This is a genomic window from Pseudomonas sp. E102 (genome assembly GCF_052660185.1).
In genome coordinates this window covers 4,778,557-4,793,793 of record NZ_CP084025.1, presented here as the reverse complement: position 1 = coordinate 4,793,793, position 15,237 = coordinate 4,778,557, and the positions used below count along the sequence as shown (strand labels likewise).

General features: G+C 61.2%; 13 protein-coding genes and 1 tRNA gene. 11 read left to right on the top strand and 3 right to left on the bottom strand.

Annotation, left to right across the window (positions count from 1 at the left end):
- Nucleotides 1-26 precede the first annotated feature (26 nt).
- Both DOCECA_RS21605 and DOCECA_RS21600 read left to right on the top strand, forming a co-directional pair.
- Nucleotides 27-599, top strand: coding sequence for an RNA polymerase sigma factor (locus DOCECA_RS21605; RefSeq protein ID WP_445572181.1), 573 nt, complete (start codon nucleotides 27-29; stop codon nucleotides 597-599).
- Complete coding sequence (locus DOCECA_RS21600; protein WP_445571057.1) at nucleotides 596-1,213, top strand: hypothetical protein; 618 nt, start codon at nucleotides 596-598, stop codon at nucleotides 1,211-1,213. Before DOCECA_RS21605 ends, DOCECA_RS21600 begins: the two co-directional genes overlap by 4 nt.
- 103 nt (nucleotides 1,214-1,316) lie before the next feature.
- Here DOCECA_RS21600 and DOCECA_RS21595 read toward each other — a convergent pair.
- Nucleotides 1,317-1,393: transfer RNA gene (locus DOCECA_RS21595), tRNA-Arg, on the bottom strand.
- Nucleotides 1,394-1,743: 350 nt separating this feature from the next.
- Between DOCECA_RS21595 and gabD the strand changes: the two genes are divergently transcribed.
- The 3 genes from gabD (at nucleotide 1,744) to DOCECA_RS21580 (ending at nucleotide 6,014) form a co-directional block, all read left to right on the top strand.
- Nucleotides 1,744-3,186, top strand: coding sequence for an NADP-dependent succinate-semialdehyde dehydrogenase (gene gabD / locus DOCECA_RS21590; protein ID WP_434649376.1), 1,443 nt, complete (start codon nucleotides 1,744-1,746; stop codon nucleotides 3,184-3,186).
- A gap of 170 nt (nucleotides 3,187-3,356) precedes the next feature.
- Entirely contained in the window at nucleotides 3,357-4,634 is a 1,278-nt protein-coding gene (gene gabT / locus DOCECA_RS21585; protein WP_420767749.1) for a 4-aminobutyrate--2-oxoglutarate transaminase, read from the top strand.
- Between the two features lie 165 nt (nucleotides 4,635-4,799).
- The gene (locus tag DOCECA_RS21580) at nucleotides 4,800-6,014 is read left to right on the top strand and encodes an HDOD domain-containing protein (protein WP_434649374.1); all 1,215 of its coding nucleotides are present in this window, start codon (nucleotides 4,800-4,802) and stop codon (nucleotides 6,012-6,014) included.
- Between the two features lie 41 nt (nucleotides 6,015-6,055).
- On the opposite strand, the gene DOCECA_RS21575 is transcribed toward DOCECA_RS21580, so the two are convergent.
- Together DOCECA_RS21575 and desA are read right to left on the bottom strand one after the other, a co-directional pair.
- Nucleotides 6,056-7,045 carry a GGDEF domain-containing protein gene (locus tag DOCECA_RS21575; protein WP_420767751.1) on the bottom strand — a complete coding sequence of 330 codons (990 nt, stop codon included), beginning with the start codon at nucleotides 7,043-7,045 and terminating at the stop codon, nucleotides 6,056-6,058.
- 309 nt (nucleotides 7,046-7,354) lie between these two features.
- Nucleotides 7,355-8,539 (bottom strand): delta-9 fatty acid desaturase DesA, encoded by a 1,185-nt coding sequence (gene desA / locus DOCECA_RS21570; RefSeq protein WP_420767752.1) that lies wholly within the window; start codon nucleotides 8,537-8,539, stop codon nucleotides 7,355-7,357.
- A 145-nt stretch (nucleotides 8,540-8,684) separates the two neighbouring features.
- Between desA and dibA the strand changes: the two genes are divergently transcribed.
- From dibA to DOCECA_RS21540, 6 genes are all read left to right on the top strand, one after another.
- Nucleotides 8,685-10,592, top strand: coding sequence for a phosphodiesterase DibA (gene dibA / locus DOCECA_RS21565; protein ID WP_434675690.1), 1,908 nt, complete (start codon nucleotides 8,685-8,687; stop codon nucleotides 10,590-10,592).
- A gap of 392 nt (nucleotides 10,593-10,984) precedes the next feature.
- Nucleotides 10,985-11,167, top strand: coding sequence for a sulfur starvation response protein OscA (gene oscA, locus DOCECA_RS21560; protein WP_030138496.1), 183 nt, complete (start codon nucleotides 10,985-10,987; stop codon nucleotides 11,165-11,167).
- A gap of 127 nt (nucleotides 11,168-11,294) precedes the next feature.
- Complete coding sequence (locus tag DOCECA_RS21555) at nucleotides 11,295-12,308, top strand: sulfate ABC transporter substrate-binding protein (protein ID WP_434608465.1); 1,014 nt, start codon at nucleotides 11,295-11,297, stop codon at nucleotides 12,306-12,308.
- Nucleotides 12,309-12,455: 147 nt separating this feature from the next.
- Nucleotides 12,456-13,274 carry a sulfate ABC transporter permease subunit CysT gene (gene cysT, locus DOCECA_RS21550; RefSeq protein WP_434608463.1) on the top strand — a complete coding sequence of 273 codons (819 nt, stop codon included), beginning with the start codon at nucleotides 12,456-12,458 and terminating at the stop codon, nucleotides 13,272-13,274.
- 13 nt (nucleotides 13,275-13,287) lie between these two features.
- Nucleotides 13,288-14,157 carry a sulfate ABC transporter permease subunit CysW gene (cysW, locus tag DOCECA_RS21545; protein ID WP_420767760.1) on the top strand — a complete coding sequence of 290 codons (870 nt, stop codon included), beginning with the start codon at nucleotides 13,288-13,290 and terminating at the stop codon, nucleotides 14,155-14,157.
- Between the two features lie 3 nt (nucleotides 14,158-14,160).
- The gene (locus DOCECA_RS21540) at nucleotides 14,161-15,132 is read left to right on the top strand and encodes a sulfate/molybdate ABC transporter ATP-binding protein (RefSeq protein ID WP_445571056.1); all 972 of its coding nucleotides are present in this window, start codon (nucleotides 14,161-14,163) and stop codon (nucleotides 15,130-15,132) included.
- Nucleotides 15,133-15,237 lie beyond the last annotated feature (105 nt).

Genomic DNA, 15,237 nt, shown 5'->3' with positions numbered 1-15,237 from the left:
TGACCAGAAAGGAGTTCGTCACCGACATGCCCGCTGCGCTTGATTCACCCAGCGACGAATCGCTGCTGGCCCGCTACCGAGATGGCGACGGGGCTTGTTTCGAAGCCCTGTATGCCCGCCATCGCCAAGGGCTTTATCGGTTCCTCGTGTCCTTGAGCAACAAGGCCGAACTGGCCGAGGAAATCTTCCAGGACACCTGGCTCAGCCTGATTCGCAGCACGACCCAGCCACAAGGACGGGCGAGTTTTCGTACATGGCTGTTCCAGATTGCCCGCAACCGCTTGATTGACCACTGGCGCAAGCATGGCGTCCACAACCCGTTGCACGACAGTTATGACGAGCAACTGCATGTCCAGCCCGACGACACCGGCGGCCCCGAGCAACAACTGAGCCTGAGTCGCGACCAGGCGCGTCTCGACGCCGCGTTGCAGGCCTTGCCCGAGGATCAGCGGGAAATCTTCCTGCTGCGTCTGCATGGCGACCTGGAACTGCCGCAGATCGCCGCACTGACCGGCGCGCCACTGGAAACGGTGAAAAGCCGCCTGCGTTACGCCCAACAGAAATTGCACCGCCTGTTGGCCGAGGAGATACCCGCATGATCGACCCCAAACACGCTCCGGATGCAGACGACAAAATATTGATCGAGCATTTGCGTCAGCACGCCAGCGGCGAACCGCCGGCCTCGCTAGACGCCTTTATCCTGGCCACCGCCCGACGCGAAGCCCCGGCGCCCGTGCCAAGCCTGTGGCAGCGCTGGTTGCAAGCTTGTCAGCAGCCACGTTGGCAGATGGCATTCGCCACGGTCGCCGGTGTGGCGCTGATGATCGGCCTGGCGCTGCGCTCACCCCTGCCTCACGACGAGTTGGCCGCACCCGCGTCGATCGAGTTTTCTGCCGACCAGCAAAAGTCAGCCGTCGCCGCCGCAGCACCGCCGGCCATGCCCGCCCCGGCCCCGATCGCCCGCATGGCGCCCCAGGGCGAGCTGGCCCGAGCCCCGGCCAGCCCTGTGCAATTGTTGGCGGAAAAGCCAGCGACGAAAATGAGCAAATCCGCACCCGCGGCACTGCCATCGCTGGAGCAGGGCTTGATGGAAATCCTGCAATTGCGGCAGGTAGGAGATAGCAAGGCCGCTGATGAAAAACTGCTGGCGCTGCACAAACGTTTTCCCAAGGAGGACTTGCCGGCGCGGTTGGAGGCTTTGCGTGAGCGTTGAGGAGATGCCAGCCCCCTCGCCACAGGCAGCAAAAACAAAAAACCCGCACGGGGCGGGTTTTTTGAAGCTCATAGACTGTCCGGGACAGGTCTAGCTTTTGGTATGGCGCACCAGGCGGGATTCGAACCCACGACCCCTGCCTTCGGAGGGCAGTACTCTATCCAGCTGAGCTACTGGTGCGACGCGGGCGCCATGATACTCATAAGCATGGCGGGCGTCCATGCTGCTGATTTGCCGTTTGTTTCTGCCTCGCTCGGCGGCTGTTGGCTACGCTGATCAGAAAAAACAGGCAAATGCGGCTTTTTCGTTCTTTTTTTCGAACAGCCTATTGTCCTGCAACCCCATCGGCCCTAGGATTCGTTTGAGATTTCAAACGCTCTTGTCTGGGTGCTGAACCGCACGTCTATGCTTATGTGCGTTATTTCTGTGCTTCAGCCCGGTGGATGATTTCCCTGACGGCAGCCCCTAAGGCGCCTTTCTACAACTCTAATTCGCTCCGCGCGCGCGCGGTGCTGTTAAGGAAAGCCGACATGCAGCTTAAAGACACCCAGTTGTTCCGCCAGCAAGCCTTTATCGATGGCGCTTGGGTCGATGCGGACAATGGTCAGACGATCAAGGTCACCAACCCGGCTACGGGCGAAGTGCTGGGCACTGTGCCAAAGATGGGCGCTGCCGAAACCCGTCGTGCGATCGAAGCCGCCGACAAGGCGCTGCCGGCCTGGCGTGCGTTGACCGCCAAGGAGCGCGCCAACAAGCTGCGTCGCTGGTACGAATTGCTGATTGAAAGCCAGGACGATCTCGGTCGCCTGATGACCCTTGAACAGGGTAAGCCGCTGGCCGAAGCCAAGGGCGAAATCGCTTACGCCGCCTCCTTTATCGAATGGTTCGCCGAAGAAGCCAAGCGCATCTACGGTGACGTGATTCCCGGCCACCAGCCCGACAAACGCCTGATCGTGATCAAGCAACCGATCGGCGTGACCGCTGCCATTACTCCGTGGAACTTCCCGGCTGCGATGATCACCCGCAAGGCCGGCCCGGCCCTGGCCGCCGGTTGTACCATGGTCATCAAGCCCGCTTCGCAAACCCCTTTCTCGGCCCTGGCCCTGGTTGAACTGGCGCACCGTGCCGGCATTCCGCAAGGCGTGCTGAGCGTGGTTACCGGCAGCGCAGGCGATATCGGCGGCGAGCTGACCAGCAACCCAATCGTGCGCAAGCTGTCTTTCACTGGCTCGACCGAGATCGGCCGCCAGTTGATGGCCGAATGTGCCAAGGACATCAAGAAGGTTTCCCTGGAACTGGGCGGCAACGCGCCATTCATCGTGTTTGACGACGCGGACCTGGATAAGGCTGTCGAGGGCGCGATCATTTCCAAATACCGTAACAACGGCCAGACATGCGTCTGCGCCAACCGCCTGTATATCCAGGATTCGGTGTACGACGCGTTTGCCGAGAAACTCAAGGCAGCGGTTGCCAAGCTCAAGATCGGCAATGGCCTGGAAGACGGCACCACCACCGGCCCGTTGATCGACGAGAAAGCGGTCGCCAAGGTTCAGGAGCACATCGCCGATGCCGTTGGCAAAGGCGCGACCGTGCTGGCGGGCGGCAAGCAGATGGAAGGCAACTTCTTCGAGCCGACCATCCTGACCAACGTGCCGAAAACCGCCGCCGTGGCGAAGGAAGAAACCTTCGGCCCGCTGGCGCCGCTGTTCCGCTTCAAAGACGAAGCCGAAGTGATCGCGATGTCCAACGACACCGAGTTCGGCCTGGCCTCGTACTTCTATGCCCGCGATCTGGGCCGTGTGTTCCGTGTGGCCGAAGCCCTGGAATACGGAATGGTCGGCGTCAACACCGGGTTGATCTCCAATGAAGTCGCGCCGTTCGGCGGCATCAAAGCTTCGGGCCTGGGCCGTGAAGGCTCCAAGTACGGCATCGAGGACTACCTGGAAATCAAATACCTCTGCCTGGGTATCTGATCCCGCTTCAAGCGCGAAGGGCACGAGAGCGCTGCCCCTTTGCGCGTTTCACCCGTTCTGTTTCTTGTGGCCGGAACGCTGCGGCAGTCGATCATCGCATGCTGCCGCAGTTGTCTCCCCGCCATGTATTCCTTGAGACACGCCGCCCTGAGCTGCGAATGAGGACTGTAATGAGCAAGACTAACGCTGACTTGATGGCCCGCCGTACCGCCGCTGTTCCCCGTGGCGTCGGCCAGATCCACCCGATCTTCGCCGAATCGGCAAAGAACGCTACCGTAACGGACGTTGAAGGTCGCGAATTCATCGACTTCGCCGGCGGCATCGCCGTGCTGAACACCGGCCACGTGCATCCGAAAATCATCGCCGCCGTGACCGAGCAGCTGAACAAGCTGACCCACACCTGTTTCCAGGTCCTGGCCTACGAGCCGTACGTGGAACTGTGCGAAAAAATCAACGCCAAGGTTCCTGGTGACTTCGCAAAGAAAACCTTGCTGGTCACCACTGGTTCCGAAGCGGTGGAAAATGCCGTGAAAATCGCCCGCGCCGCCACTGGCCGTGCCGGTGTGATCGCGTTCACCGGCGCTTACCACGGTCGTACCATGATGACCCTGGGCCTGACCGGTAAAGTCGTACCGTACTCGGCCGGCATGGGCCTGATGCCCGGCGGTATCTTCCGCGCGCTTTACCCGAACGAATTGCATGGTGTGAGCATCGACGACTCCATCGCCAGCATCGAGCGCATCTTCAAGAACGATGCCGAGCCACGCGACATTGCCGCCATCATCATCGAGCCGGTTCAGGGCGAGGGTGGTTTCTATGTGGCGCCGAAAGAGTTCATGAAGCGCCTGCGCGCCTTGTGCGACCAACACGGCATCCTGCTGATCGCTGACGAAGTGCAGACCGGTGCCGGCCGTACCGGGACTTTCTTCGCCATGGAGCAGATGGGCGTTGCCGCCGACCTGACTACCTTCGCCAAGTCCATCGCCGGCGGCTTCCCGTTGGCCGGTGTCTGTGGCAAGGCCGAATACATGGATGCCATTGCACCGGGCGGCCTGGGCGGCACCTACGCGGGTAGCCCGATTGCCTGTGCCGCCGCGCTGGCGGTGATGGAGGTGTTCGAAGAAGAACATCTGCTGGATCGCTGCAAGGCCGTTGGCGAGCGCTTGGTGACCGGCCTCAAGGCCATCCAGAAGAAATACCCGGTCATTGGCGAAGTGCGTGCCCTGGGCGCGATGATTGCCGTGGAGCTGTTCGAAAATGGCGACACCCACAAGCCGAACGCCGCGGCAGTGGCCCAGGTTGTGGCCAAGGCCCGGGACAAGGGCCTGATTCTGCTGTCCTGCGGCACCTACGGCAACGTCCTGCGGGTGCTGGTACCGCTGACCTCGCCGGACGAGCAGTTGGACAAAGGCCTGGCGATCATCGAAGAATGCTTCTCCGAGCTCTGATTTTTACGAGCTCTGATTTTCAAGAGCGCTGAGCTGTGCGCTGATCCACAAAAAACCCGCTTCGGCGGGTTTTTTCATACCCCGAGGAAGGGGGCTGGTGTTGTTGAGCTGTCTGGAACGGCCGCGATTGTCTAAGGTGCATGTATTGCAAGGGAGTGATACGGCATGACGGCTGTGGATTTACCCGCTGGACCGCGCGTATTGATTGCCGAGGCCGATCCAGCGTCTAGAGAATTGCTGGAGCAAGCGGTGTCAGAGGTGCGTTGCGACGCCCGGGTGCAGACCTGTGGCGAAGGAAAGCAGGCGCTGGAGCTGCTGGCCCAAGACCCATACGACTTGGTCATCGCCGACTGGGAACTGCCGGGCGTCGATGGCTTGAGCATCTTGCGCGGTTTGCGTCAGCAGCGCCGCTCCCCCGTGTTGCCATTCATCCTGGTGAGCCAGCGCAACGACAGCGCCAGCGTGCGGGAGGTATTGCCGCTGGCGCCGGCGGCGTACCTGACCAAACCCTTGAACCGGGAAAACCTGACCCAGCGCCTGCAAGGGCTGCTCTTGAGTGGTGAAGACACCTCCAATGCCGCGCCCATCCCAGGACCAGCGCTGACATTGGCGACTTTCCTGGAGCGTCGACGGGATCTGGCCGAAGGCGCGCCGTTGATGACCGATGTGCAAGTGGCAATCAAGCGTAGCCTCAATCCCGGTGGGCTGGATCTGAAACTGCTGGAAGATGAGATCCGCACCGACCCGCAGATCACCGCGGTGCTGATCGCCGCGGCCAACAGTGCTGCCCAGCACCAGGGCGGCGGCCCCGTACAGACCGTAGCCCAGGCGTTGCACCAGCTCGGTACCGGGCAAAGCATGAATCTGATTCTCGGCCTGACGCTCAAGCGCTGTGCCCGGCTGAGTGTCCCTTGCCTGGCGGACTATGCCGAACGGTATTGGGAATTGTCGCTGCACACCGCCGAGTACGCCCGGACCATGGCCCGCCTGCTCGACTTGGATCAGGAGCGCTGCTATTGCGCGGGCCTGTTGCATCGCTTGGGCGACTTGGCGCTGTTGCGCTGTCTGGAAGAGTGGAAGCAAGCCGGTGGTGAGCTGGATGAGCCCGAGGAGGTCGGGGATTCGCTCGAAGCGTTCGGCGCTGGCTTCGGCTCGGCACTGCGCGCCCGCTGGCGGCTGCCGCTGGAGCTGCGGGAATTGATCGCTGCGGTCTATGGCTTGGGTGGCGGGGTCTATTCCCGCGAGGCGCTGGTGATGAACATGGCCGCGCAACTGGCCCATCTGCCATCCCAGCAAGGCCTGGAAGAACTGGCTCGGGGCCGCACGGCGCGATTGTTGAAGATCGGGCTGCCGGAATTGATGCGGCTGCGCCGTCAGTAAAACCAGTGCTTAACCCTGTGGGAGCGAGGGGTGAAGTCTGATCAAACTGCGATGATGCGGTTCTTCCCCTGACGCTTGGCCTCGTACATGGCCGCGTCGGCGCGGGAGAACAGGCTGTCGAGGGTCTGGTCTTCGGCGGTGATACCGGTCAGCCCCTGGCTGACGGTGATGCCGAAGTTTTGCTCGCCACAGCGGAACGCCAGGCGTTGAATTTCCCGTTGCAGGCGTTCAGCGACCTGCAGCGCCATGTCCGGTGGGCAGCCTGGAAACACAGCGGCGAACTCTTCACCGCCGATCCGCCCGAACAAGTCACCGCGCCTGAGCACGCTGCGTCCGCTCTCGGCGATCTTCTGCAATACCGTATCGCCTTCTTGATGGCCGTAGGTATCGTTGATCAACTTGAAATCATCGATGTCGAGCAGCAGGAACGCCATGGGGGTGCCTTGCAACCGTGCCTGCTCAAATTCACGATGGGCGCATTCGAAGAAGTGGCGGCGGTTGCTGCTCTGGGTCAGTACGTCGGTGGTCGCCAGGCGCTGAAGTTCGCTTTCGAGCAGCTTTTTCTCGGTGATGTCTTCGGCAATGCCGACGACGATCACCGGTTGGCCCGGATCAGCCTGACGGTTGATGAAGCATTTGTCGCTGAGCCAACGAATCTGGCCATCTGCGGCGATGATCCGGTACTCGCGATCTTCGACGGCGCCTTTGACCAGCACTTCCGCCAGGCTGCGCTCGGCGTAGTCCAGGTCGTCCGGGTAGATGGCATCGCGCCATTCGTTGTAGTCGGCCAGCACCAGGCCCGCAGGCCGGCCGAAAATCCGCTCGTAAGCCGGGCTGACGTACAGTACTTGCCGGGTTTCCCAATTGAATGCCCACAGCACCGCGTTGACGCTGACCAACAGCGAACTGAACAGCTGCTCCCGCTCGCTCAGGCGCGCAACTTCGCCCTGGGCGTGCATCAGCGCCATGAGTGTCTGGGCCGCTTCGGGCCAATGCGGCTGGGATGAATCCTGTAGGTTCTTATCGACCATCGGCACAAATCTCAAGGAACGTGCATTGCTATGGATTTGCACGCGCTCACTCCAAAGCCCGCCAGGATGGCGAAGTGCTCTTGAGATATGGGATTGCTGGCGAAGTTCCTTTTCAGGCGACGAAGGGCGGGGGGATGACGGCTCCCAACCTGTGGCGAGGGGATTTATCCCCGTTGGGCTGCGCAGCAGCCCTGAAACCAGTTGCCTCGGTGTGTCAGAAATAACTACATCGCTGTCTTGGGGCTGCTGCGCAACCCAGCGGGGATGAATCCCCTCGCCACAACAACCTCCCCGCCGCGCACATCGGTGTCAGGCCGTGGCGGGGCGCAGCGAATAGGTCTTGAGCTGGTCGGCGAAGTCGCGCAGGGACTGGATGCCACTGGCTTCCGCTTCGTGGACCCATTCCTTGATGGCGGCGAGCATGTCGTGGCCGTTGCTGCTGGTCTTGACCCAGATCTGCTGCAAGGCCAGGCGTTTTTCGTAGATCACTTTCAGCGCTTGGCTATGCTCCAGCATGTTCTGGATACGCACATGGTGGCGGTCGTCCAACAGGCTGGTTTCCCGGGACAGCAGGCGTTTGGCCCGATGGAACTGATGGCGGACCGAGTGATCGACCTTTTCCAGTTCCTGCTTGACCAGCGGCGCGATGACCAGCCGGCGATACTGGGCCATGATCTGGAAACGGTTGTTGAGGATCGCCATGGCGGTGTCCATGTCCAGATGGCCCTTGCCTTCGACCCGGTGGGCAATCGGCGCGACCCGCTGAACCTTCGCCAGGCGCAGGAAGCTGAAGACCTTGATCCAGGCCCAGCCCAGGTCGAATTCCCATTTGCGCACCGACAGCTTGGCCGAGTTGGGGTAGGTGTGGTGGTTGTTGTGCAGTTCTTCGCCGCCGATGAGGATGCCCCATGGCACCAGGTTGGTCGCCGCGTCGCGGCACTCGAAGTTGCGATAGCCCACGGCATGGCCCAGGCCATTGACCACGCCAGCGGCCCAGACAGGAATCCACATCATCTGGATGGCCCAGATGGTGATGCCGATGGTGCCGAAAAGCAGCAGGTCGATGACGCCCATGATCGCTACGCCCAACAACGGGAAACGGCTATAGAGGTTGCGTTCGATCCAGTCGTCGGGGCAATTCTTGCCGTAGATGCGCAGGGTTTCCGGGTTTTGCGCCTCGGCGCGGTACAGCTCGGCGCCTTTGCGCAGCACCGTGGACAAGCCTTTGACGACCGGGCTGTGAGGGTCATCCTCGGTTTCGCATTTGGCGTGGTGCTTGCGGTGGATGGCCGTCCACTCGCGGGTGTTCTGCGCCGTGGTCAGCCACAGCCAGAAGCGGAAGAAATGTTTGAGACCGGCGTTCAGTTCCAGGGAACGGTGAGCCGAATAACGGTGCAGGTAGACCGTGACGCTGATGATCGTCACGTGGGTCATCAGCAGGGTGACTGCCACCAGCGACCAGGGCGACAAGCCAAGAAAACCTTCGTACCACATAGGCTGTAGGGCCCTCGATAAAAATAGAAACTGCCGTTGCATTATCACCAGCCCGAGGGAGAAAACCAGTCGGCCTTTCAGATAAGAGTGGCAGGATGTTTCTTACTTTATAATCCCCGCAAATTACAGGGACATGGACGGCCGCATGACCAACTCTCAACGCACCGCCATGCGCGGGGCATTGATTTACCTTCTGCTATCCGTTGCCTGGCTGCAGCTGGTTGGTTATTTACTGAGCAGTTTCTTCGATGATTCCGCCGACCGGCTTCGCTGGCAACTGATCAACGGTTATGCCTGGGCGCTGGTCAGCGCCGTGCTGATTTTCATGGCTCGGGTGCGCATCGCGCGTGGTTTGCTCAGGGGCGAGGGCACTGTCGATCGTGAGCGATTGCGCCAGGCCGCCGCCGTCTTCGATTGCACCCGCGAAGGGGTCCTGGTCACGGACCGTCAAGGCCTGATCGTGCATGTCAATCCAGCGTTCATGGCGATCACCGGTTACGCCCGCGACGAGGTGCTGGGCCGTCAACCCAACCTGTTCAAGTCCGGCCGGCATGGCCCGGCGTTCTACCGGGAAATGTTCGCTTCGCTGTCCAGCCGTGGCGAATGGAGCGGCGAAATCTGGAACCGCCGCAAAAGCGGAGAGATTTATCCGCAATGGCAGACCATCCGTGCCGTTGTCGATGACGAGGGCGAAGTCAGTCAATACGTGGCGGTGTTTTCCGACATCAGTGCAATCAAGGATTCGGAGCATGAGCTGGCGCACCTGGCCCATCACGACCCGCTGACCGGCCTGCCCAATCGCCTGCTTTTTTGCGACCGCACCGAGCAAACCGTGGCTTCGGCGCAGCTTCACAAGCGTGGGTGCGCGCTGCTGCTGTTGGATCTCGACCACTTCAAGAACATCAACGATAGCCTCGGCCATGCCGTGGGAGATGAATTACTCAAAAGCGTGGCCCAGCGCTTTCTCGGGTTGTTCGCGCCGGGCATCACCCTGGCCCGGCTAGGCGGCGATGAGTTCGCGGTGGTGGTGGAAAACTGTTCTCAGCCAGGGCAGGCGGCGGCCTTGGCCAGGCGCATCCTTGATGTATTGAAAGAGCCTTTGCAGCTCGGCGGACAGTCGCTGTTTATCAACGCCAGCATCGGTATCAGCCTGTTTCCCGGCGACGCTCTCAGCGCCGAGCAATTGCTGCGCAACGCCGATTCGGCACTGTTCAAGGCCAAGAGCAGTGGGCGCGATGGGTATGCCTTGTATACCGAAGAACTCACCACCCATGCCCAACAGCGGGTGGAGATCGGGTTCGAGCTGCGACGCGCGCTACAGCAAGACGAACTGCGCGTGCATTACCAACCGGTACACGACCTGGCGACCAGCCGTCTGGTCGGGGTCGAGGCCCTGGTACGCTGGGAGCATCCCACGCGTGGGCTGGTGTCGCCGGCCGAGTTCATTCCCATCGCCGAGCGTACGGGGCTGATCGCCCAGATCGATGCCTGGGTCATGAAGCAGGCCTGTCGCCAGATGGGAGAGTGGCAGCAGGCCGGGGTGGTGCTGTCGTTCGTGGCGGTCAATGTCTCCAGCCGCTTGTTCGCACGTCGCGAATTGTATGAGCAAGTCGCCCGCGTGCTGCACGAGACCGGCCTTGACCCGGCCCTGCTCGAATTGGAAGTCACCGAAAGCGCAGTCATGGAAGACCCGGAAGTCGCGCTGGAACAAATGCACCGTTTGCGCGAATTAGGCGTGCGCCTGGCCATCGATGACTTCGGCACGGGTTATTCATCGCTGCTGCGGCTCAAGCGTTTGCCGGTGCAGAAACTGAAGATCGACCAGGGGTTTGTCGCCGGGTTGCCCTGGGATGAAGATGACGCGGCGATCGTTCGCGTGATCATCGCCCTGGCTCACAGCATGGGCATGCAGGTGCATGCCGAGGGCATTGAACAACAGGAGCAAGCGGCGTTTCTGCTGGGCCAGGCGTGTGAGCTGGGGCAGGGATATTGGTTTGGCCGGCCGGTGGCTGCGTCGCAGTTGGATTGGGATCGGGCGCCGGTGATTGCCTGATCACCAGTGGCATTGATGTTGACTGATACGCCGCCATCGCGAGCAGGCTCGCTCCCACATTGGATTGGCTTTGACCTTGAGATTCGTTTCGACACAGCACTCCAGTGGGAGCGAGCCTGCTCGCGATGGCGTCGGCTCAGCTTGCCTCGATGTCGGTCTATCCCTCAGCGGGCGCCGCCGCCTCCTTCGTCTCCAAATGATAAATCTCCGAGGGTTTGGCAGGGAAAAGACCCACGATCAGATCCATCGTAGGACGCCAAATTAGATTTGGTATTTTGGTTATATAAAAATTCTTAAATAGTCTTTTTAAGAATATCCCGCTTTATCTAGTATTGCTCCCACGCCGCAAGCAGTGCCGCCCACTGCCAGGCATTCATACAAGGAGCAGCAGCATGAGCGCATCCCTACGTAGCGTTGACGGCCAGGACGAAGCAACCATCTTGCGCGAGATCCAGAGCGCATTGCGTGACCTGCGCTTTGGCGCGGTGGAAATCACGGTGCACAACGCGCAGGTGGTCCAGATCGAGCGCAAGGAAAAATTCCGCCTGCAGCAACCGAGTCAGAAACCGAGTTAAAGGATCGCCGCCTGCGGCAGCTCCGACCGGGGGGCTGTGGCGTGGGCGCTGTCGCAGGCGGCTGATCCTTGCTGCAAGCCATCCGATTCCAGAAGCCATAAAAACCAGAATTCCAGGAGCTTTCACCATGTCGTCGATTCGCCGTTATGCCTTGGCCGCCCTGGCCAGCGCTGTTTTTGCAGGTTCCGCGGTTGCCAAGGATTACGAGCTGCTCAACGTGTCCTACGACCCGACCCGCGAGTTGTATCAAGAGTACAACGCCGAATTCGCCAGTTTCTGGAAGAAAGCGCATCCGGATGACACGGTGAAGATCCAACAGTCCCACGGCGGCTCGGGCAAGCAAGGCCGGGCGGTGATCGATGGCCTGCGCGCCGACGTGGTGACCCTGGCCCTGGCCGGCGACATCGACGAAATCGCCAAGCTGGGCAAATCCCTGCCAGCGGACTGGCAAACACGCCTGCCAGATGCCAGCACGCCTTACACCTCGACCATCGTGTTCCTGGTGCGCAAGGGCAACCCCAAGGGCATCAAGGATTGGGGCGACCTGATCAAGGATGACGTGTCGGTCATCACACCGAACCCGAAAACCTCCGGCGGCGCTCGCTGGAACTTCCTCGCCGCTTGGGCCTATGGCTTGAAAGCCAACGGTGGCGACGAGGCCAAGGCCAAGGAATATGTGCAAGCGCTGTTCAAGCACGTGCCGATCCTGGACACCGGCGCCCGCGGTTCGACTATCACGTTCGTCAACAACGGCCAGGGCGATGTGTTGCTGGCTTGGGAAAACGAAGCCTTCCTGGCGCTGAAAGAAGACGGTGGCGCCGACAAGTTCGATATCGTCGTGCCGTCGCTGTCGATCCTCGCCGAACCGCCGGTGGCGATTGTGGACAAGAATGCCGAGAAAAAAGGTAATGCCGAGATCGCCCAGGCGTACCTCAAGCACCTGTACAGCCCGGCCGGCCAGGAAATTGCCGCGAAGAACTACTATCGCCCGCGTGACAAGGACGTGGCCGCCAAGTATTCCCGCCAGTTCCCGAAGGTGGAGCTGGTGACCATCGATAAGGACTTCGGCGGCTGGAAAACTGCCCAGCCGAAATTCTTCAACGATGGCGGTGTGTTCGACCAGATCTATCAGGCGCAGTAAGCTGCAATAGAGCGCATTTCATGTGGGAGCGAGCTTGCTCGCGAAGGCGGTCGTACAGTCAATATCAATGTTGCCTGATACACCGCTTTCGCGAGCAAGCTCGCTCCCACAGGCTCCGCACCCTGTGAGTCTCAACCAAGGACCTTTATGTCGCGTCGCATATCCCCCGTCATACCCGGCTTCGGGCTGACGCTGGGCTACACCCTGGTGTACCTCAGTCTGATTGTGCTCATACCCCTGGCGGCGATGTTCGTGCATGCCGCCCAACTCACCTGGGATCAGTTCTGGGCGATTATCTCGGCGCCGCGGGTGCTGGCTGCCTTGAAGCTCAGCTTCGGCACCGCGCTGTGTGCCGCGATCATCAACGGCGTCATCGGCACGCTGCTGGCTTGGGTGCTGGTGCGCTACACCTTCCCCGGCCGCAAGGTCATCGATGCGATGATCGACCTGCCCTTCGCTCTGCCCACCGCCGTGGCCGGTATCGCGCTGACGGCGTTGTATGCGCCGACCGGCCTGGTTGGCCAGTTCGCCACCGACCTGGGTTTCAAGATCGCCTACACCCCGCTGGGCATTACCCTGGCGCTGACCTTCGTGACGCTGCCGTTCGTAGTGCGCACGGTGCAACCGGTGCTGGCCGACATTCCTCGTGAGGTCGAAGAGGCCGCTGCTTGCCTAGGGGCGAAACCCTGGCAGGTGTTCCGACACATCCTGATGCCGGCGCTGTTGCCGGCCTGGTTGACCGGGTTCGCCCTGGCTTTCGCCCGTGGCGTGGGCGAGTACGGCTCGGTGATTTTCATCGCCGGCAACATGCCAATGAAAACCGAGATCCTGCCGCTGCTGATCATGGTCAAGCTCGACCAATACGACTACACCGGCGCCACTTCCATCGGCGTGCTGATGCTGGTGGTTTCCTTCGTCCTGTTGCTGCTGATCAACCTGCTGCAGCGGCGCATCGAAACCCCATAAGGAGGCGCGAACCATGTCCCAATCGTCTATTTCCGCCGCTTCCACCAACGCCGCCCGTCGCGGCAGCGCGACGTCGCGGCGCGTGCTGATTGGCCTCGGCTGGCTGATCTTTGCGCTGTTTCTGCTGCTGCCGTTGTTCATCGTCGTGTCCCAGGGCTTGAAGTCCGGCCTTGGGACGTTCTTCGCGGCAATCTTTGAGCCTGACGCCTTATCGGCGCTCAAACTCACGGTGTTCGCGGTGTTGATTTCGGTGCCGCTGAACCTGGTGTTCGGCGTGAGCGCCGCGTGGTGCGTGAGTAAATATTCATTCCGCGGCAAGAGCATGCTGGTGACGCTGATCGACCTGCCGTTCTCGGTGTCGCCAGTGATCGCGGGCCTGGTCTACGTGCTCATGTTCGGCGCCCAGGGGCTTTTCGGGCCGTGGCTGTCGGATCACGACATCCAGATCGTGTTTGCGCTGCCGGGCATCGTCCTGGCGACGATCTTCGTCACGGTGCCGTTCGTGGCCCGTGAGCTGATCCCGCTGATGCAGGAACAAGGCACCCAGGAAGAAGAGGCCGCGCGCCTGCTCGGCGCCAATGGCTGGCAGATGTTCTGGCATGTCACCGTGCCGAACATCAAGTGGGGCCTGATCTATGGCGTGGTGCTGTGTACCGCCCGGGCCATGGGCGAGTTCGGCGCGGTGTCGGTGGTGTCCGGGCACATTCGGGGGGTGACCAACACCCTGCCGCTGCACGTCGAGATCCTCTACAACGAATACAACCACGTGGCCGCGTTCGCCGTGGCGAGCCTGTTGCTGATCCTGGCGCTCTTCATCCTGCTGCTCAAGCAGTGGAGCGAAAACCGAATCAACCGCCTGCGCGCCAGCGCCGCGGAGGAATAAGTCATGTCGATCGAAGTCCGTAACGTCAGCAAGAATTTCAACGCCTTCCGGGCCCTGGACGACATCAGCCTGGACATCCAGAGCGGTGAGCTGGTGGCGCTGCTCGGGCCATCGGGTTGCGGCAAGACCACCTTGCTGCGGATCATCGCCGGCCTCGAGACGCCGGACCAGGGCAACATTGTTTTCCACGGCGAGGACGTGTCCGGCCACGATGTGCGCGATCGTAACGTCGGGTTCGTGTTCCAGCACTACGCCTTGTTCCGCCACATGACCGTGTTCGATAATGTCGCGTTCGGCCTGCGCATGAAGCCCAAGGGCCAGCGCCCGAGCGAAAGCCAGATCGCGACCAAGGTCCACGAATTGCTGAACATGGTGCAACTGGACTGGCTCGCCGACCGCTACCCCGAGCAGCTGTCCGGCGGCCAGCGCCAGCGTATCGCGTTGGCCCGCGCCCTGGCGGTGGAGCCTAAGGTATTACTGCTGGACGAACCATTTGGCGCCCTCGACGCCAAGGTCCGCAAGGAACTGCGCCGCTGGCTGGCGCGGCTGCACGAGGACATCAACCTGACGTCGGTGTTCGTCACCCACGACCAGGAAGAAGCCATGGAGGTCGCCGATCGGATCGTGGTGATGAACAAGGGCGTGATCGAGCAGATCGGCTCGCCGGGCGACGTTTACGAAAACCCGGCCAGCGACTTTGTGTATCACTTCCTCGGGGATTCGAACCGCCTGCACTTGGGTGAGGACCGGCATGTGCTGTTCCGTCCTCACGAAGTCTCGCTGTCGCGCTCGGAACTGGAAGACCACCACGCCGCCGAGGTGCGCGACATTCGTCCACTGGGCGCCACCACGCGGGTGACCCTGAAAGTGGAAGGCCAGAGCGAGCTGATCGAGGCCGAAGTGGTGAAGGACCACGACAGCCTGGTGGGGTTGGCGAAGGGCGAAACGTTGTTCTTCAAGCCGAAGGTCTGGTAGAAAGTCTCCAACCTATAAGATCAAAAACATCGCGAGCAAGCTCGCTCCCACAGGGATTTGTGTATGGCGCAGATCCAGTGTGGGAGCGAGCCTGCTCGCGATGGC